General features: G+C 46.8%; 17 protein-coding genes. 8 read left to right on the top strand and 9 right to left on the bottom strand.

Annotation, left to right across the window (positions count from 1 at the left end):
* Nucleotides 1-5: 5 nt before the first annotated feature.
* The gene (locus tag AC0YNX_RS04985) at nt 6-2,315 is read right to left on the bottom strand and encodes a putative bifunctional diguanylate cyclase/phosphodiesterase (RefSeq protein WP_475814524.1); all 2,310 of its coding nucleotides are present in this window, start codon (nt 2,313-2,315) and stop codon (nt 6-8) included.
* 504 nt (nt 2,316-2,819) lie between these two features.
* Here AC0YNX_RS04985 and AC0YNX_RS04980 point away from each other — a divergent pair.
* A complete protein-coding gene (locus tag AC0YNX_RS04980; RefSeq protein ID WP_475814523.1) occupies nt 2,820-4,511 on the top strand; it encodes a methyl-accepting chemotaxis protein in 1,692 nt (563 codons plus the stop codon).
* Between the two features lie 159 nt (nt 4,512-4,670).
* Nucleotides 4,671-5,150 carry a MarR family winged helix-turn-helix transcriptional regulator gene (locus AC0YNX_RS04975; protein WP_475814522.1) on the top strand — a complete coding sequence of 160 codons (480 nt, stop codon included), beginning with the start codon at nt 4,671-4,673 and terminating at the stop codon, nt 5,148-5,150.
* Here AC0YNX_RS04975 and AC0YNX_RS04970 read toward each other — a convergent pair.
* Both AC0YNX_RS04970 and AC0YNX_RS04965 read right to left on the bottom strand, forming a co-directional pair.
* Nucleotides 5,147-6,190 (bottom strand): LLM class flavin-dependent oxidoreductase, encoded by a 1,044-nt coding sequence (locus AC0YNX_RS04970; RefSeq protein WP_475815184.1) that lies wholly within the window; start codon nt 6,188-6,190, stop codon nt 5,147-5,149. The two genes, AC0YNX_RS04975 and AC0YNX_RS04970, sit on opposite strands and share 4 nt — an antisense overlap.
* A 173-nt stretch (nt 6,191-6,363) precedes the next feature.
* On the bottom strand, nt 6,364-7,011 hold the full coding sequence (locus AC0YNX_RS04965; protein WP_475814521.1) for a DsbA family oxidoreductase: 648 nt from the start codon (nt 7,009-7,011) through the stop codon (nt 6,364-6,366).
* 262 nt (nt 7,012-7,273) lie between these two features.
* Between AC0YNX_RS04965 and AC0YNX_RS04960 the strand changes: the two genes are divergently transcribed.
* Both AC0YNX_RS04960 and AC0YNX_RS04955 read left to right on the top strand, forming a co-directional pair.
* Nucleotides 7,274-7,930, top strand: a complete 657-nt coding sequence (locus AC0YNX_RS04960; RefSeq protein ID WP_475814520.1) for a TetR/AcrR family transcriptional regulator — start codon at nt 7,274-7,276, stop codon at nt 7,928-7,930.
* Nucleotides 7,931-8,004: 74 nt separating this feature from the next.
* The gene (locus AC0YNX_RS04955) at nt 8,005-10,239 is read left to right on the top strand and encodes an MMPL family transporter (RefSeq protein ID WP_475814519.1); all 2,235 of its coding nucleotides are present in this window, start codon (nt 8,005-8,007) and stop codon (nt 10,237-10,239) included.
* Nucleotides 10,240-10,309: 70 nt separating this feature from the next.
* On the opposite strand, the gene AC0YNX_RS04950 is transcribed toward AC0YNX_RS04955, so the two are convergent.
* Both AC0YNX_RS04950 and AC0YNX_RS04945 read right to left on the bottom strand, forming a co-directional pair.
* The gene (locus AC0YNX_RS04950) at nt 10,310-11,443 is read right to left on the bottom strand and encodes a serine hydrolase domain-containing protein (RefSeq protein WP_475814518.1); all 1,134 of its coding nucleotides are present in this window, start codon (nt 11,441-11,443) and stop codon (nt 10,310-10,312) included.
* Between the two features lie 80 nt (nt 11,444-11,523).
* A complete protein-coding gene (locus tag AC0YNX_RS04945; protein ID WP_475814517.1) occupies nt 11,524-12,264 on the bottom strand; it encodes a hypothetical protein in 741 nt (246 codons plus the stop codon).
* Nucleotides 12,265-12,582: 318 nt separating this feature from the next.
* Between AC0YNX_RS04945 and AC0YNX_RS04940 the strand changes: the two genes are divergently transcribed.
* The 3 genes from AC0YNX_RS04940 to AC0YNX_RS04930 are packed head-to-tail and all read left to right on the top strand — an operon-like array spanning nt 12,583 to nt 15,055.
* On the top strand, nt 12,583-13,629 hold the full coding sequence (locus AC0YNX_RS04940; protein WP_475814516.1) for a multicopper oxidase domain-containing protein: 1,047 nt from the start codon (nt 12,583-12,585) through the stop codon (nt 13,627-13,629).
* A gap of 19 nt (nt 13,630-13,648) precedes the next feature.
* Nucleotides 13,649-14,845 carry a ZIP family metal transporter gene (locus tag AC0YNX_RS04935; protein WP_475814515.1) on the top strand — a complete coding sequence of 399 codons (1,197 nt, stop codon included), beginning with the start codon at nt 13,649-13,651 and terminating at the stop codon, nt 14,843-14,845.
* 21 nt (nt 14,846-14,866) lie between these two features.
* A complete protein-coding gene (locus tag AC0YNX_RS04930) occupies nt 14,867-15,055 on the top strand; it encodes a twin-arginine translocase TatA/TatE family subunit (RefSeq protein ID WP_475814514.1) in 189 nt (62 codons plus the stop codon).
* A 42-nt stretch (nt 15,056-15,097) separates the two neighbouring features.
* On the opposite strand, the gene AC0YNX_RS04925 is transcribed toward AC0YNX_RS04930, so the two are convergent.
* The 4 genes from AC0YNX_RS04925 to AC0YNX_RS04910 all read right to left on the bottom strand — a co-directional run bounded on the left by AC0YNX_RS04925 (nt 15,098) and on the right by AC0YNX_RS04910 (nt 17,705).
* The gene (locus AC0YNX_RS04925) at nt 15,098-15,256 is read right to left on the bottom strand and encodes a hypothetical protein (RefSeq protein WP_475814513.1); all 159 of its coding nucleotides are present in this window, start codon (nt 15,254-15,256) and stop codon (nt 15,098-15,100) included.
* A gap of 192 nt (nt 15,257-15,448) precedes the next feature.
* Nucleotides 15,449-15,727 carry a hypothetical protein gene (locus AC0YNX_RS04920; protein WP_475814512.1) on the bottom strand — a complete coding sequence of 93 codons (279 nt, stop codon included), beginning with the start codon at nt 15,725-15,727 and terminating at the stop codon, nt 15,449-15,451.
* A 104-nt stretch (nt 15,728-15,831) separates the two neighbouring features.
* Complete coding sequence (locus AC0YNX_RS04915; protein WP_475814511.1) at nt 15,832-16,593, bottom strand: phytanoyl-CoA dioxygenase family protein; 762 nt, start codon at nt 16,591-16,593, stop codon at nt 15,832-15,834.
* Nucleotides 16,594-16,709: 116 nt separating this feature from the next.
* On the bottom strand, nt 16,710-17,705 hold the full coding sequence (locus AC0YNX_RS04910; protein WP_475814510.1) for a cation diffusion facilitator family transporter: 996 nt from the start codon (nt 17,703-17,705) through the stop codon (nt 16,710-16,712).
* A gap of 158 nt (nt 17,706-17,863) precedes the next feature.
* Here AC0YNX_RS04910 and AC0YNX_RS04905 point away from each other — a divergent pair, with 158 nt between their 5' ends.
* Nucleotides 17,864-18,244 carry a hypothetical protein gene (locus AC0YNX_RS04905; RefSeq protein WP_475814509.1) on the top strand — a complete coding sequence of 127 codons (381 nt, stop codon included), beginning with the start codon at nt 17,864-17,866 and terminating at the stop codon, nt 18,242-18,244.
* The last annotated feature ends 75 nt before the right edge of the window (nt 18,245-18,319 follow it).

The following is an 18,319-nucleotide window of genomic DNA, read 5'->3' as shown; positions in this document are numbered from 1 at the left end:
GCTCATTATGCGATAGCCAATGCCATCGCTTCCTCGGCTTTGGACTTAGGTAATGGCGGCGAAAAATAATACCCCTGTATCTGATCGCATCCAAGACTTGCCATATGGTCTAATTGTAGTTGAGTTTCTACCCCTTCTGCAATCGTTTCAAATTTCAATTCCTTGCAAATGCGCACCAGATGAGACAGCAGTACCTCTTCCAAGCTTTTCTGGCCAATGCGCATGACGTATTCTCTCGCCATTTTAATTTGTGTAATCGGGACCTTCGCCAGGCTTGTTAACGAGCAGAAGCCTGTCCCAAAATCATCAATGGATATCTTAAACCCATAGCTATGCAGTTGCTGGATAAGTCCGAGTACGATTTCATCCTCGTAGAATGGATAGGTTTCGGTAATCTCTATCATAATATTCTGAGGGTTAATGCCAAGATTCGTAACAATGCTAGTTACCATCTCGTAAAAGTTTGCCTGTTGCAGCTGCCTGGTCGATACATTGATAGACATGGTTAGCTCAAGTCCAAACTTCTCCTGCCACTCTTTCAACTGTGAACAAGCTTGGTGAAACACCCATCTGCCGATTGGCACAATCATGCCCGTCTCCTCTGCAAGCGGTATGAATTCTGCCGGTGACACACGCCCTAGAACAGGGTTATTCCAGCGGATCAGCGCCTCAAATCCGATTAGCTCCTTCTGAATCGTATACTGCGGCTGATAAAATAATTCATACTGCTGCATATCGAGGCCGCCGCGCATGGCTTTCTCGAGCCCAAGCTTTTGCAGAGTTGCGCCCTCGATCTCATGGGAGAAAATGCAATAGCGCATTCCTTTTCGCTTCTTGGCATTTGTAAGCGCAATGTTCAACGTTTTAATGATATCGTCTGCGTTACTTGCATCTTGAGGATACCTGGTTGCACCAACAGAACCTCGAATTCTTATGCTTTCATCACCCACATGGAAAGGTTCATACATCGATTGAAATACTTTTTGGCATAGCGTCTCCAGATCTTCTCTATTGTTTATCTCACAAAGAATAAAGAACTCGTCACCGTACGGCCTATATACCTCTCTATGAGCAGCACTACTATACTCTTCATACATCATATAGCTTAGACGTGTGGCTATTTTCACCAAAATTTCATCGCATTGCTTGGCACTTAACAAGTCATTGATATGCCGAAAGTTGTCTATATCCAAGGTCAACACCACAAACGGGGCATCCTCTTCGATCAGCTGCTTCATATCCAGGAACATTTTGCGCCTGTTGGAGAGTCCCGTAAGAGCATCTACATCGGCAGCAATTTGTAGCTCTCGCTGGTTTACCAGGATAATCATATCTTTTAATTCATCCGAGTACTTCACAAATACTAGCCGAATGCACATAAAGGTGAGCGAGAGCAACAATCCCACCACATAGTAAATGTGGGAAGGGAATTGAACCAGCAACAAGCCCAGTGCACCGACGACCAGAAGGAAAAAGTACATAATGAAGCCTCGTGTCAGCATGGGGTTCTCGGCGTATTCCACTTCGCGCTTGTCCGAGATTTGCTCCACAAATCCATAAAGCCAGAATGCCATTGCTAACAAACGAAGATTATCGATGATGTTATTGGAAATCCAAATGTCGTGGACCACCAAGTTTAAAATCATCAGAGTACACCATAACAACATGATGAGCATTCCCACCACATAGTGCCTAAACGCCTTACCACGCACATTCACCCGGTTAAAAAACTTTTTGTCCAATAGTAGTAGCAAGCAGGTCGCGTACACCAAGGGAAAGATGGAGGCAAGCTGTACAGAACTGATTTCTATGTCGTATGCAAAATGCATGAAAATATTGATACTGCGGACAATTAAGGCAAATGTCAGGCCTAATATTATGCTTACTGCAAGAATGGCATCCACTCTGCAACGTCTGCTGGCTCGAATAAAAACCATCTGGCTCAGAAAACCCAATACTGTAAAGGCCTCCATATAGTACAGAATGCTGTGATTCCAGTATGCGCCTACGTTTTGTTTGGTCAGGGCAAACATATCGCTATCTGTCATTTGATAGGGGAAAATCACGCTGCTCATACAGGTAAACCCCATCAGAGCAAACATCCCAATCATACAGTAAAACGTTGGCTTATACTCAGCCGGGACGACTCGTTTCAATGATAGGGTCATGGCGACAATGACTGCTGACACTATTACCTGTAACCAAACCATGTATGCCTTCCCATTCACATCATGAAAAGGAACAACGTTCAGTGCAACCACAAGCATCACAGCCGACACAACCATCACAATTTTTATTTTGTTTCTAATACTCAACTTCGTTTCTCCACTCCTTGACTCCTATTCACCGGCTGCTTAGTAGAAGAATAACAACCAGCAGCTCAACAATGATTAGCGCTTGAACGAATATAATTATTCTTGTGTTCTTCAAAACCCTTCACTCCCTGGCATCGTTTGTGCGGCCCATTAAGTAATTCCTGAGCGCGGCCCATTCAGTTGTTGGACAAAAAATACCCTCTAAGCCCGTATTAGGTAACCTTGTTTAGAGGTCTAATTGAAGATTAGAGGGGGAGGGATTGGTGATAGGTACAAGAATACTATAGTGCGATTAAAAATCACTTATTTGTACATGTTTATGTTGTTAATATCATTCATATGGAAAAAACATTTTATAGCCATTGAGATCTGTTAGATAGGTGTTACAGAAATACATAACGATGAAACAGCGATTACAGAAAGGATTAAATCTCGTATGCTATCATTTTTTGATAGGATAGGCCGCTAAGCCAAAGGGCCTAATGTTCTAAGGGGGCTTCCGTAATGAAATTAACCGTAAAGAGAAAATTATTTGGTGGATTTGGCGCTGTATTGGTTTTGCTTATTATCGTTTCCGCATTGGGCTTTGTATTTATTAATAAAATTGATGATAGCAATTCGACTATCATCAACAATCGTCCTCCCAAAATAATCAAGCTCAAAGACATTGCAATTAACTTCTCCCAACAAGCAATCCAGTTGCGCAATTATCTGCTTTGGAAAGACGATGCAACAATCACGACAATTAATACTTTAACCGCTAACAATAACGCAAACATAGACAAGCTGAAGCTGTTGCTTACAACGCCCGACGAGCTTACTACAGAAGAGAATATCGTAAAGTTGAATGAAACCTATATCGCTATACGTACCGAAATTCTCGATATGAAGAAGAACGACAGACATGATGAAGCACTTCATGCCATGCAAAATACCCTCTTCCCTGTATACAAACAGCTTGTTGCCCAAGTAGATGAAGGTGTTACTTCACAGGAAGCTGCCATGGAGAAAGAATCAGATACCGTCTCTCATCAAGCTAAGACCATCATGACAACCGTTGTTATCATAAGCGTGATTGCCATTGTGCTTGGTTTGCTTATTGCATGGTATATCAGCCTCATGATCGTTCGTCCTGTCCAACTATTGTCAAATGCTGCACGATCTATTGCGGATGGCGATTTGACCCAAGAGAACCTGAAAGTGAAGAATCGCGATGAATTTCAAGATCTGGTCTTCTCTTTCAATTCCATGAAGAATAATTTGCTTCTATTAATTATTGGCATCAATAGCAGTGCGACCCAGGTCGCAGCTTCAGCGGAGGAACTGAGCGCCAGCACGGAAGCAGTTAATACGTCTGCCGAAGATGTGACGATGAGTATTCAGAATATGACGCAAAATGCGGTAAAAACAGCGGAGTCAAGCATGGAATCGTCTCGCGCAATGCATGAGTCGGCCGTTGGCATTCAGCGAATTGCGGAGTCTGTTCAGGTGGTATCCGAGACATCCCAGGATGCATTAACAGCAGCAAGTGATGGCAACAAATCTGTAGAATCAGCTGTTGCACAGATGATTACCATTAAGAACAATGTTGATCAGTCGGTTGAGCTTGCGGAGAAATTGAATAAGCAGTCAGAAGAAATCAGCGAAATCACCGATGCCATCATGGCCATTACGAAGCAAACGAATTTATTGGCTCTGAATGCTGCGATTGAAGCTGCACGCGCAGGCGAGCATGGTCGCGGATTTGCCGTAGTAGCCGGTGAAGTACGGAAGCTAGCCGAGGAATCCCAACAATCAGCGAGTCAAATTGCTGGATTAATTGCGACAATCCAGCATGATGCAACTAGTGCAGCGGCAGCTATGAAGAATGGCGCACTGGAAGTCCAGTCCGGCGTAAAGGCGATGGACCTTGTGGGAGCATCCTTCCAAGCGATCCACTCCTCTATTCGAACCGTAACAGAGCACGTGCAGGAGATTTCCGCCTCAACCGAACAGATGTCGGCCAGTGCTCAGCAAGTTACGGCATCCGTTGAGAATATTGCCTATATGTCCAAAGATACTTCGAATGGTGCTCAAACCATCAATGCATCAACGGAAGAACAGTTGTCGATGCTGCAAGAGGTTAACGCGGTTGCGAGCTCTATGAGCAAGATGGCATTGGAGCTGCAAGATATGTTGATAAAGTTCAAAGTTTAATTATCTCATTCATAAAGCGGGCACCTCATCTTGAGGTGCCCGCCTTATATTGTAAATCGGTTAAGCGTGAGCATGAATATAAAGTTGACAGACAATTCGATAATCATATATTATCTAAAATTAAGACAATTCTTCAATCCTGATTAAGGAGTGCTATGAATGAATGAACGCGATAATGAGGGTAAGGCGCTTGATTTAAGACTAATACGCGTAATCGTTAACGCGGTGGATACGTTGTATTCCAGTTTAGGACACGCTATTGAGAGCTACGGGCTTAGTATGGAAACCTTCCGTATCATGGAGTTTCTTTATAATAAAGGTCCGCAAACGATTCAGAAGATCAGCGAAACCTTCTCCATTCCTAATGGCAGCATCACTTATGTGGTCGATAAACTTGAGAAAAAGGGATTCGTCGAACGGCTGCCCTGCGAAGGCGATCGACGGAAAACCAATGTTGCCTTAACGGTGGAAGGCGTTCAATACTTTGATAATATCTTTCCAAAACATGTTCAAATTATTTCTGACAATTTGTCCTATGCGACAGATGAAGAAAAGCTTGAACTTATCGAGGTCCTTAAGAAAATCGGATATGGAATCAAGAATCGTGATATGAATTCCAATCACCAAGATGGTGTTTAATCATTCCATCTTGCGACTTCTTCCCGTACCCTAGGCGCGACTTCAGTTCCGAACAGTTCAATGGCGCGCATAACTTCTTCGTGCGGCATTGTGCCCACGGGCATATGCATAATAAATCGCGAGAACCCTAATTTTTTGCACATGTAAATGATTTTGTTCGCTACGGGTTCAGGATCACCTACGTAAAGCCCGCCTTCCAATCTACGTTCGGCGTCGAAGTATGAACGGTTATAATCGCCCCAGCGCCGCTCTTTTCCAAATAAATTGAACGATGCTTGTGTTGGTGGAAAGTATCTGTCCACTGCCAGCTCTGTAGTCTCCGCGACGAAACCAAGGGAGTGCACGGCTATGGGAAGCTTGGCTGCGTCATGTCCGGCCTCAGACGCAGCCTTCTTATACAGCTGCACGATAGGAGCGAACCGCAGAGGACTGCCGCCGATGATCGCCAGCACGAGCGGCAAACCGAGCATTCCGGCGCGTATCGCCGATTCCGGATTCCCCCCACTGCCGATCCATACGGGCAATGGGTTCTGCACCGGACGCGGATAGATCCCCAGATTCGTAAACGCAGGCCGATGGCCGCCTCTCCAAGTGACCTTCTCCGAGTCCCTAATTTTCAATAACAGTTCAAGCTTCTCTTCGAACAACGCTTCATAATCGTTTAAATCAAATCCGAATAAAGGAAACGCATCGACCATGGAACCTCGTCCCACGATAATTTCCGCGCGTCCGTTCGATATGCCGTCTAGCGTGGCAAACTCTTGAAATACACGCACGGGATCGGCAGCGGAGAGCACAGTAACCGAGCTGGTCAAGCGGATGTTAGTTGTCATTGATGCTGCGGCCGCAAGCACAATGGTGGAAGCGGAATCCCCGAACTCCTTGCGATGATGCTCGCCGACCCCGAATATATCCAGCCCGACCTTGTCGGCCAAGACGATCTCTTCCACAACTTCACGCAAACGCTCGGCATGCGTTATTGTCTTGCCCGTGCGAACATCCGGCGTCGTTTCGACAAACGTATCGATACCGATTTCTATTTTCATATGATATCCTCCTCAATTTATCTTAAATTTATTTATTCTAATATTAGATAATATACTTCTAGCTAATTTGGCTGTCAATGTACTTAACTTCTATTACATCCATATCGTTCCATCAATAATATAAAAAAAGGAAGCCGATCAATTCTGATCGGCTTCCTCCGTGTGTGTCATCCCTTTGCTTCATTATTAAGGAAAGCGCTCAGAAGATCAGCCGGCGACTGAAGTCCCGATAAGGCCGTCTTCTCGTTGATGATATAGAACGGCACGCCTCGAATGCCAAGCTTCTGAGCATTGCGTTGCCCTTCTTCTACGTGTCCGAGCCCTTCACCTTGTAACAGTTTAGCCTTGAGCGCATCGGTATCGCTTGTGATGCCGATTGCGTTAGCGATTTCCATGAGTTCTTCCACGTCTCCGAGATTTTTGCCTTGCTCGAAATAAGCCGTAAACAAACGCTCAATTAATTGCGATTGCTGCTCTGGCGGTGTTAATGCGATCAATTGGTGCGAAAGCGTCGTATTTGGCGTATATTTCACCAGGTCCATATTGAAGCTCAAGCCGAAATGGGCTCCGGTCTGATTGTATTGTTTCATTCTCGCTTCGAATTGCGCCGTCCCGCCTAGTCGGCCGATCATAACCTTCCGATAATCTTCGCCTTCAGGGCGAATGCCGGGGTTCAGCTGAAAGGCATGGTAGCGCACGGTGGCACTCGTACCTGCAGGCAAATTCTCAAGCGCGGTGTGCAAGCTTGCAGTCCCCATCCGGCACCATGGACATACGGTATCCAGATAGACGTCAATCGTTACGTTATTGCTCATGTTATAGCCTCCGTTTTTTGAAATTAACTACCTACTAATCGGTAGTTAAATGAGATAATGTTGTCCTCTCCCCAACATGCGATCTACTTACCACAACGCGCATGGTTATTGGGCATGAATAAATTCTACCTATTAGTAGATAAACAGTCAATAGACATTTTCAACCATTCCTTCCTGTCGAGGGACTAATCATTGATTTCATGTCCAAATATGTGTATTGTTTTATCAAGCGATAAAATAAATTCGAAAGAAGCCACGCCTTATGAGCAGAAATAAAGCGAATCAGTCACAGGAAACTCGCGCCTTAATTATTACGACGGCGAAGGATTTATTCATGAAATCAGGTTACCGGGCGATTACAACCAGGCAAATCTCAGATGCTTGCGGTCTGACTCAGCCTGCCTTGTATCATCACTTCAATGATAAGCAGTCGATTTATTTGGCCGTGATGCTTTCCATTTGCGAAGGAACAAGAACAGTACTTGAACGCATCATCAGAAGAGAATCGGATATCAAGCAGTGCTTGTATCAGATCACTTATTATATGATGGTTAACCACCCAGAAGATTTAAGCCGTATGTTTCACGATATTCGGCATGAACTGGCCCCTGAACATCAACGTACCATCTACGAACAATGGCATGCTGCCTATCTTGCGCCAATCATCTCTGTCTTCGAGCGTGGCCAACTCAGCGGCAAATTAAGAAGCTCATCGCAATTTGGCGTGGACCCGGAGAGCTCGGCGCGTCTATTAATGGGTCTGATTAGTCAGTCATTAGCTTCAGCATCAACCGGCGCTGCATTTGGGAACACGGCGGCAGCGATCACTCCGAGCTCAAGAGACTGGGAAAGCACTTCAAAGATGCTAGTCAATGTTCTGCTGTACGGACTGTCAACGGATAACCCCTCTCAGGATTAATCTCTGACTGTCCTTTTTTTATATATCAAACTTATCAAGTGATAAGTGAAAATTAAGGAGATGAGTTTCGGCAAATGTCTACTTCCTGGCTGGAGAAAGCAATACATTCATTTGGAGGGCGCAGAGGACGTTGGATAACTCTGCTCGTGTGGGTGTTATCTGTCATCATGCTGAATATGCTGCTGCCTAAAGCAAGCGAGCTTAAGGATGATACACTCAGTAATTTATCCGCTAACAAACCGTCCGTTCAAGCGCAGCGTCTGATCGACGAGCAATTCCCGTCAGAAGCCGGCGTTCCTGCGCTATTAACTTGGCATCGAGACACGGGAATCACCGAAGAGGATCTGCAAGGGATACAAGAACTCTCGAAGCAGCTTGCCTCGCAACCGCTACCGCATCAAGTTGGCTTAGTTCCTTATGATCAACTCCCTCTTCCTGCGTTAAAGCAGCAAATCTCCACAGATGGAACAACATTCATTCAAGCTATCTTCTTCGATAAGAAAGCAGATAGTGATAAACTTAAACAGGGACTTGTTGAGCTTGAACAACAGGCGAATCGCATATTTACGGGCACGAAACCATTTCAAAATGCGCTAGATTCCAGCTCCGAGCTTGTTGTTCGAACATCTGGTCCGGCAGGCATAGCCGTCGATGCGACGGAATTGTTCAGCAATGCCGACGTTTCTCTGCTTCTTGCAACGGTCGCGATCGTGCTTGCATTCCTGCTATTCATCTACCGTTCACCCGTGCTCGCGCTCATTCCGTTAGCTGCAGTCGGCTTTGCCTATGGTGCAATCACGCCGCTCTTAGGCTGGATGGCCCAAATCGGATTGATTGCTTATGACTCTCAAAGCTTATCCATCATGACGGTGCTCTTGTTTGGTGCAGGCACGGATTATTGTCTATTCCTAATTACGCGGTACCGAAGTGAGCTTCGAGCAGAATCGAACAAGTTTATTGCGTTAAAACAAGCCTTCAGCGGTTCTTCCGGCGCGATTGCGATGAGCGGTCTCACTGTTGTCATCTCCTTATTCGCATTGTTGCTTGCTAATTATGGAAGCATCCAGCGCTTCGCTGTTCCCTTCAGCTTGGCTATTCTTGTCATGATGATTGCTAGCTTGACCCTTGTTCCCGCTTTATTGGCAATATTGGGCAGAGCTTCGTTCTTTCCTTTTATACCTCGGACAGCTTCAATGGAGCTCTCTCGTGCCGCGAAGAACGGGAAGCCGGCTCCGGTTCCGCGCTCCAAACCGACACTAGGCGATCGATTGGGCGAAAGTGTTATTAAGAAGCCTAAACAGATCACGATTATTACAACGGTTATCCTTGTTATTCTCGTATTGTTTGCCACTCAAATCAAATATACATTCGACACGCTTTCTTCCTTCCCGGACGATATGCCTTCGCGTGAAGGCTTTACGTTGATCGCCGATCATTTCAATGCCGGGGAGCTCGCGCCAGTTCAAGTGATCGTACGAATGGATGAGCCTGCGCCTGAACTCGAATCAACTCTTGCTTCATTGTCATTCGTCAAGCATGTCACTGCTCCTGTAGTTGGTAAGACAGATGCTCATTTGTACAAATACGAGGTTGAGCTTGCGGTTAATCCATACTCGAATGAGGCACTGCAGCATATACCCCAAATACGAGCGGCAGTTGAACAGGCACTAGCGGATACTGGTCAACCAAACTCATCTCATCAGGTTTGGATCGGAGGGCAAACCGCGGATCAATATGACACGAGACAAACGACTGACAGGGATGCAGCTGTTATCATCCCCGTGATTATTGCACTTATCGCACTGCTGCTGCTTGCGTATCTGCGCTCTATCGTGGCTACGATTTATTTAATCGCTACCGTACTCCTTTCCTATTTCAGCGCACTTGGACTAGGTTGGATCGTGCTACACTACATATTTGGCGCAGATGCTATTCAAGGACTTATCCCTCTCTATTCGTTTGTCTTCATCGTAGCGCTTGGAGAGGACTATAATATCTTCATGATTTCGAGCATCTGGAAGAAAGCGCGTCAGATGCCGCTTCAACAAGCGATTAAAGAAGGCGTGTCGCAGACCAGCTCCGTCATTACATCCGCTGGGCTCATATTGGCAGGAACCTTCGCTGTTCTCGCCACGTTGCCGATTCAAGTACTGGTCCAATTCGGAACGATAACTGCAATCGGCGTGCTTCTGGACACATTCATTGTACGCCCATTCCTTGTCCCCGCAATTACGGTGCTTTGCGGTCGCCACGCCTTCTGGCCAGCCCGCAATCAAGAAGAAGTAGTGACCGCAAAAGCGAACCAGTAAAGCAAGCGAACAAGAAAAGACCGAGGCAGCCAGCATGGCTTGCCTCGGTCTTTCTTTCTGTCCATCTACCTTATGAGAGGCAGGAGTACACGATGTTTTTCAACCTTGGATGTACGTATGGCTCCTGGTTGTTCACCAGATGCTGCGCATACATGACAGTCAACTGCGACTCGGGATCGATGATTGCGAAGCTGCCGGCCGCGCCGCTCCAGCCGAATTCGCCAAGCGGGGACATGGAGCCGCTGCCTGCTTTGGAGATATGGGTTCTTACGCCGAGCCCGTATCCGTATCCGGCGTGATGTTCCCAGTTGTAATCGCCGCGAGTGAGCGCAGTTAGGTGGTCGGTCCTCATCAGATCGACGCTGGCAGGCGACAAGATCCTCACTCCCTCCGGGCTTGTGCCGCGACCCGTCAACGCGTTCAGGAAAAGCGAATAATCGCTTACAGTTGACAGCAGGCCTGCCCCGCCGCTCTCGAATTCCGTGCCGAACCGGTACCAGTCCCCGTCCATAAGAACGGACTTGTCAAGCGCATCCTTGTATTCATATAGCGGTATAAGACGGCTTCGCTGCGCTTCTGATAGGAAGAAGTCGGTGTCTTGCATGCCTAGCGGCCCAGTGATTTCTTCGCGTACGTATGTACCGAACTGCTTTCCGCTGACCTCCTCGACAAGTGCTGCAAGAACGTCATGGCACAGACTGTAGTTCCACCTTGTCCCTGGCTCGAACAGCAGCGGATCCTTCGCGATGGCTCTAGCAAACTCGCGAGTCGGCAGCCGGCCATTCGTTCGTTCCGCAGCTGCCAGGATGGAAGGCGAAGCGAGGTCGTAGGTGAAACCAGCCGTCATCGTGAACAGGTCGCGAACCGTAATCGGACACTTCGATAACTCCGTTGCATGACCATCCTCGGTCTTCTTTCGCACCACCATCTCGGCGAACTCCGGCAGATAGGTCGAGATCGGATCCCCGAGCAGAAGCGCTCCTTTCTCAACAAGCTGAAGGGCAGCCACGCACGTCATTATTTTCGTAAGCGAATAAAGATAGATAATGCTGTCCTCAGCAATTGGTGTCTTCGCTTCCAGATCGGCATAACCGGCACGGTAGCGGAACACCGTCTCATTGCGATGCATAACAAGCACTTCCGCCCACGGAATACGCCAAGCGGTGATTCGATCGATAAACTGGGAAAGTGGCTTAAAGTCCATTATTCCTCATCCTCTACTCAAGAATATTCATGCCAACAACTTGTTTGGCGAACGCAGCTTAGGCTTCAATCTCTTAAAATCTACTCTATCAGAATTATACTTTGTTTATCGATATATGCCATACTCTCGGATATTTGTGCCGCACTGTACGGGACTTCGCCTTCCTCCGGGCGATTAATGATGAACGAATCAACGTTATGAATAATTCGGTGCGCGTATAGAAGCGCTTGAATGTCTTCGTTCTTCACGCCGATTTCGATCAATGACGCAACGCTCCGCAGGTATTTCGCCGCCTTCTCGTCGCCGATCACATCAGCCATGCGAAGGTATACTTCCGGTTGATTCATAAGTCGTTCGTCATATAAGGAGTTAGGCGCTTCCGTTAGTGTTCCGTCCGCCTCTTGGATATAAGTAGTCGTATCGTGCGACCCTTGGTTGTAGCTTGCTAGGGTTTCGTCAAACTTGGCGTGAATGTAACGTAATGATTTCACCACTTCTTGAGGCGTGGAGAGGGCACTATTGATCGCCTTCATTCGGTCATCTTGCGGTAACAGCGCAACGGACGTCATTACTCCGTTATACACGACCTTCTGGCCGTTAATGCTATTGTAACGCTTGAAGTCGAATTCGAAGTTGTTTAGCGTGTACTTGTTCGGAAGGACGGCCTTGGTCGCTGTCGGCTCCGTTGCCGTTCGTTCTGCCGCCGTAACTGTCGGGTTAAAGATGCCTTCCAAGTATGAAATTCCCGCGTATGTAACCACGCCCGTAATAACCGCGGCGGTCGTAATTCCGCACGCAATGGCTTGCCATTTCTTCATCATGTTGTTCCTTTCGGGAATACAGAATCGTTATTCGCACACTAAAGTATAACGGTATTTGAAAATTTTAGGAACCAATATCGCCAAATAATGAACCGCATACTTTCCCCATGCAACATGATCTTTCCCCTCACCCTTGCACTCCCTCCACCCGATCCAAAAAAATTATGGTTTACAACTGGGAGGCGGTAGCATATATTTAACTTAAAAAGTTTTGCTCTCGCGCAACATTTTGTCCCTTGTACAAAGATGCTTTTTTTTACTAATTATTTTGCACGAGGACAACTTTATTTCCCTAATACAAGAAGGCGGTGTTCTAAAATGACGTTTGACCCAAAGCGTCCGGTATCTAGACGACAGGTATTGAAGTGGGGCGCTGCAGGCGTTCTAGGCGTTATCGGCAGTTCTTTACTTAACCCCGTATCCTTGTTCTCGAAGACCGCCAGTGCCGCGGATAATCACTCGGGACATTCGTCCAATCAGAAGAAAGATCACAAACACATGGCGCACGGTTACGATCCTGGGACCGAGCTGACCGATGGTTTAAAGCAAGCCATCAAGGCACTCACGGATTTCGATTACGGCAAAGTAAGTACTCGGTCTGACGGAAGAACGGTAAGAGATTACCGACTGGTCGCAAGGGATGTCGAAGTCGAAATCGCCAAGGGCATTAAGTTTCCAGGATGGGCCTACAACGGTACCATACCCGGCCCGACGATTCGTTGTACGGAAGGCGATATTATTCGGGTAGAGTTCTGGAACGGGTCCATGCATCCGCATTCCATTCATTTCCACGGCATCCACTCTCCCAAGATGGATGGTCTAGAGCCTGTTCAGTCCGGAGACAAATTCATCTACGAGTTTGAAGCCAAGCCGGCTGGCATGCACGTTTATCACTGTCACATCCCTCCGCTCGCCAAGCATATTCACAAAGGACTTTACGGCAATCTGATCATTGATCCGAAGACACCTAGGAAGCCGGCCAGAGAATTGAACATGGTGATGAACGGATATGATCTGGACTTGGACGGCGCGAATGAGGTCTATACGGTGAACGGCTACGCGTTTGCCTTCCAAGCGTATCCAATCCAAGTTAAAGTCGGCGAATTGGTTCGTATTTATCTAAGCAATCTGACGGAGTTCGATCTCATTAATTCCTTTCACCTGCATGCCAATATCTTCAGGTATTACGAGGTTGGTGCCGACCCGGAAGCCCGTCCGATCATTACAGATACGATTATGCAATGCCAAGGACAGCGCGGCATCCTTGAGATGGTCTTCCCGGAGCCGGGCAAGTACATGTTCCACGCACACCAGAGTGAGTTTGCCGAGCTTGGATGGATGGGATTCTTCGAGGCGACAATTTAATGGTTGGAGGTGACGTACATTGAAGGCGGAAATCGAATCCAAGCAAGAAAAGCCTTGGAAATCAAAGAAGGTATGGTTGTGGGGGATCATCCCCCTCCTTCTGCTCATCATCATTATCTCTACCCTCTCGAACCTGGGAACCGGCATTAAGAGTAAGTCCGCAGCGCCGATTGAGGTGTTGGACATTAAGAGAATTATTTTGACCGAAGATGGATTTACTTTAAAAGTATTGAATTCGGGTCCAGAAGCCGTGACAATCGCGCAAGTTGTCGTGAACGATGCTTTTTGGAATGCCGATTTCAATCCAAGTCCAACCATCGGCAGGTTCAGCGAGACCGAAATCCATATCCCCTACGGCTGGGTTGAAGCGGACCCGTATACGATCGTACTGATCACGACTAACGGACTGCTATTTACCGGCGAAGTACCTGTAGCGGTTATGACCCCCGAGCTTGATATGAACCGGTTTCTGCAATACGCGCTAATCGGGTTCTATGTTGGCGTCATCCCTGTCGGACTAGGCTTGCTTTGGTTCCCTTTCATGCGACGCTTCTCTGACCGAGGCATTCAAGCGGTATTGGCGCTTACGGTTGGATTGTTAATTTTCCTCGTGATCGACACCTTCCAAGAAGGCTTTGAGCTCGCTGCAGAAGCACCGGGTATCTTCCAAGGTTCGGGCTTGGTATGGCTCGCCGCATTGCTCAGCTTCCTGTTCTTGCTCGCGGTCGATCAATCGCAAGACAAGAAAGGTCATGCATCCGGCAAAAGAGTGGCTTACCGAATCGCAGGAGGCATTGGGCTTCATAATTTGGGAGAAGGATTGGCGATCGGGGCTGCATTCGCGGCAGGCAATGCCGCACTCGGCACTTTCCTGATTATCGGCTTCACTCTGCACAATATAACGGAGGGTGTCGGCATCGCCGCTCCGATGTTGAAGGATCGCCCGGGTCTGAAGACGTTCCTCATCTTGGCTGTACTTGCCGGCGCACCTGCAATACTAGGTACATGGATTGGAGGTTTTCTGTTCAATCCCACGCTCTCTGCCTTGTTCTTCGGCATCGGCGCAGGAGCCATCCTTCAAGTGGTCTACGTCATTAGCAAAATGATTGTAAGGGAAGCTAACAAATTGGGTACACCAGCTGTCACCTGGTCTAATTTCACGGGTCTTACGCTTGGCATAGCGATTATGTATGCTACGGCTATCTTAGTTAGCTAACCAATTAGGAGGTATCATTCAATGCCTATGAATATTGGAATTACCGGTTTTATCTTGCTCGCCATTCTTGCCCTGCTGCTCTTCGGCCCTTCCAAGCTGCCGCAGCTTGGCAAAGCAATCGGCACCACGATTCGAGAATTTCGAACCGGCAGCAAAGAATTGCTCGAAGAGAAAGATGATCGATCAACGAAAGAAAAAGAAGAGAAGTAGATTATCCGTTGCATTACTGGAATGCACTGAAGCCACGTGAAATCACGTGGCTTCAGTTTCGCTGGATGAATCAATAGCGGGATTTAATTCTTGATCGTCGTTTTTATCACTTTCATCTGACGTCAAGGCAGCAGCCATAGCCGTCATCGCTTCAAAGCTCACGAGGTCTTCGACTTCATCCCATTCATTGTTTGGAGTCATTATAATCCACCTTAATTTGGAATTTCATTACCAAGCCATTATTCGTCAGTCAATTGCTTTTTATTCAGGATCCTAAGTCACAGTCATTATAAAAAGCAAGAGCCCTACAGCTATACTGTGGGCTCTTGCTTTTTTAAGTTGCACTGTTTTATGTATGTATTTCTATCCTTGACTGGCTTTGGGCTTAATCCGTTAATTCTTAATCATTCTATGCACAGGAATGACTTGAATGGTAGGAAAATGGGTCAAGTTCATTGTAGCGAAGATGGGTCCTAATGTGTTTTGAAAGAATTCTTGTTGGGCTTCAGCGGATTCCCAAACTTCAATCACTTGCCATCCTCCATCGTTAGGTCCGGCAAAATGAATGGAACAACCGTCCGGAATCCCGTTCTGCAAAGCAAGCTGTTGTAAAACGTATTCATATTGTTCTTGGGTGAATCCGGGGTTATCAATGACGACTGCAATTGCCATCTATAATTCCACCTTTGCACCATTTTAGGACACGTGTCCTACTTCAATCATATCGTTCTGAATTCAAATTATTCCAATTAAACCTATACGCGGCAATAAACGGACTATATATTAGTAAGCGAAGTTCGCAGTCCTGGCCAATGGCGCCACATATCGGTGAGCGGCGCTTGCCAATCATTCTTCCGTTCTTTATGGTCAACTCGAAAATAAACCGAATATCGGATTCGCTCCGACAGGTTGATTCCACCAGCATGAATCAACTGATAATGCGTAATGATCAGATCACCCGGCTCGCCTGTAATCTGCACCGGCTTCGGCAGCGGAACATGCTCCGAACGATGCTTCGTGCGAAATCCCTCGTCTCGAAACAATATTTCCGCGCCGTGCTCCTGGAAGTATTGCTCATACTGCTTGTGAGTGCCAGGATACACCGTGAAATTCCCTCGTCCCGGTTCCGTCTGATCGCTCAGAACGACGCCGACGAGCGAAGTGAAGTTCTGCGCAATGCTCTCCTTCACATGGAGTACGCCATCCAGATGCGCCCCGAGATCATCAGGCGGATCATCCATATAATCCGGGAATCGCAACGCGATCTGCCCCATACCGATCTTATGGTAGGCATCTTCCCCGACCAGCGAATCAATGATCGTTTTGGCCGGCGTGCGGTTAAATAAGTCTGTTATGAATGGCTTGCTCTCCAGCTCCCTACTGTAGTTAGCGCCGTTATGGTTCTCCGGGATGCCTCTGCCAATGGAATGGTTGATCGCCCTCATCGCTTCTTGAATCATGATCTTCGGAACGACGCCAGGCACCAACACATAGCCTTGCTCAATCAATTGCTTCTTCTGAGAATAAGTTAATTCCATCTCTACCATCCTCCTTCAACTACAATATTCGAGTACAACATTTCAATCCCTTCTCTCCAATTTCGCATAATAAAAAGCCCGCAATTCAATGCGGGCTTCGGTCTTCCTATATGAGATTACGTGCGAATAGGCTCTGGATTCCAGTTTCTCACGCCATTGTCCTCGATAATCCCGATTGTAACATCGGCGATGTCTGCATCATGGAGCAAGCTATCTCTAATCTTGAATTTAATATCATCTGCAACAGCCAGCGTTAACCCGGGTCTTAATTCGATGAGCCCTTCTACGTGGTAGTAACGGCCTTCCTGCAGAACACGCATTTGATAGATATCAGTAACGTCGGTATTTGAGAAAATGATGGCAGCAACCTTCTCTTCAACATCTCTAGGCGCCGATACTCCGATGAGTCCCACCATATTATCATAACCAACCTTGAATGCTACGCCGATCATTAATAAACCGATTGCGATTGTTGACACGCCATCAAGAAGGGTAAAGCTTGTCATCGAGGTTACAATGACGGCGATCAATGCTAATAATGCGCCGGTTGTGGCCACCAGGTCTTCATAGAAGACCAATCGCGTCGGCGGTGCAGCTCGTCCAACGTTCTTGAAGGCTTGAGGAATGATTCCGAAACCACTTGCTTCCACTCTTGATTCATGAACAATTGCCTTCATCGCTTTGACGAGAACATATCCGTCAACGACAATGGATAACAGCAGAACGACTAGATTAAGCCAGAATCCGTGTGATTCTGAAGGATGCGCGAAGAGGTGTAAACCTTCTCTAATGGTTTCATAAGCCATCACGGTAACGACAATTACAGCAATCATACAGAACAGATTGATAACCCTGCCAAAGCCAGTCGGAAACCGCCTTGTCGGTTTTTTCTCCGCCAAGACACTTCCGGCAAAGACGAAGCCCTGATTGACCGCATCAGCTATCGAGTGCATGGTAGATGCAAACATAGCTCCGCTTCCTGTCAATGCTGCGGCTATGCCTTTTACGATCGCAATACCGGTATTACCAATTGCGGCAGTTGCTGATGATGTGTTTCCTTTTTTCAATAATTCAAAAAATGCGCTTGTGCTCCTACTACTGTCCGAATCCATTAAGAAATGTTCCCTCCTCAGTTAATTACATGAGCTTCATACGTAATCATAGCGAAGGGGTTTCCGTTTTTTTGCTTCTCCTTAAGAGATTAGCCTAATCACTTATGTAAATATTTTTATAGATTATAAGATGTCTTACACAAAAGGAGATGACCCCAATGCCTTATACAACAGGGGTTGTAACGAACACAAGAGCCTTTGGTACAGCTGCCGCTTATATCGTCGTGAACATAAGAAATTTAGATGTGGTAAGCGCTGCTACAATCGAAGTGCAGATATTTGCATCGGTCGATTCCAGCGTATTCTATACGCTTGACTTACTCGCATATGTGGTACCTGCGAATTCTTATAGCTTGAGAGAATTTTTTATAGAAGGAAATGTTGCTTACGAAGTTCAGATTCATGCAACTGCTGCTCTTCTATCGCCTAATGTTGTGATGTCTGTTTACGGAATAGACGAATTCGGAAATCTTGTCATGGATCAACGTTTTGCTCAGCCGGAACTAAGCTTTATTCCTGCAATGAGTCCTAGTATGTAAATGTCTAAACAAATGCCCACCTGAACGGTCTGTACGTTCAAGTGGGCTATTTGGTGTGAGAACAGCAACCGCAGC

The organism is Paenibacillus sp. J31R98 (assembly GCF_056269245.1).
Note: the sequence above shows the minus strand (reverse complement) of the source record. Positions and strands in the feature narration are given on the sequence as shown.

What these genes read in the sequence shown, in the direction of transcription:
- AC0YNX_RS04960 (WP_475814520.1), top strand. Translation starts at nt 7,274, where the DNA reads ATGAGCAGAAATAAAGCGAATCAGTCACAGGAAACTCGCGCCTTAATT.
- AC0YNX_RS04955 (WP_475814519.1), top strand. Translation starts at nt 8,005, where the DNA reads ATGTCTACTTCCTGGCTGGAGAAAGCAATACATTCATTTGGAGGGCGC.
- AC0YNX_RS04910 (WP_475814510.1), bottom strand. Translation starts at nt 17,705, where the DNA reads ATGGATTCGGACAGTAGTAGGAGCACAAGCGCATTTTTTGAATTATTG.
- AC0YNX_RS04975 (WP_475814522.1), top strand. Translation starts at nt 4,671, where the DNA reads ATGAATGAACGCGATAATGAGGGTAAGGCGCTTGATTTAAGACTAATA.
- AC0YNX_RS04905 (WP_475814509.1), top strand. Translation starts at nt 17,864, where the DNA reads ATGCCTTATACAACAGGGGTTGTAACGAACACAAGAGCCTTTGGTACA.
- AC0YNX_RS04945 (WP_475814517.1), bottom strand. Translation starts at nt 12,264, where the DNA reads ATGATGAAGAAATGGCAAGCCATTGCGTGCGGAATTACGACCGCCGCG.
- AC0YNX_RS04930 (WP_475814514.1), top strand. Translation starts at nt 14,867, where the DNA reads ATGCCTATGAATATTGGAATTACCGGTTTTATCTTGCTCGCCATTCTT.
- AC0YNX_RS04940 (WP_475814516.1), top strand. Translation starts at nt 12,583, where the DNA reads ATGACGTTTGACCCAAAGCGTCCGGTATCTAGACGACAGGTATTGAAG.
- AC0YNX_RS04915 (WP_475814511.1), bottom strand. Translation starts at nt 16,593, where the DNA reads ATGGAATTAACTTATTCTCAGAAGAAGCAATTGATTGAGCAAGGCTAT.
- AC0YNX_RS04920 (WP_475814512.1), bottom strand. Translation starts at nt 15,727, where the DNA reads ATGGCAATTGCAGTCGTCATTGATAACCCCGGATTCACCCAAGAACAA.
- AC0YNX_RS04965 (WP_475814521.1), bottom strand. Translation starts at nt 7,011, where the DNA reads ATGAGCAATAACGTAACGATTGACGTCTATCTGGATACCGTATGTCCA.
- AC0YNX_RS04925 (WP_475814513.1), bottom strand. Translation starts at nt 15,256, where the DNA reads ATGACTCCAAACAATGAATGGGATGAAGTCGAAGACCTCGTGAGCTTT.
- AC0YNX_RS04950 (WP_475814518.1), bottom strand. Translation starts at nt 11,443, where the DNA reads ATGGACTTTAAGCCACTTTCCCAGTTTATCGATCGAATCACCGCTTGG.
- AC0YNX_RS04980 (WP_475814523.1), top strand. Translation starts at nt 2,820, where the DNA reads ATGAAATTAACCGTAAAGAGAAAATTATTTGGTGGATTTGGCGCTGTA.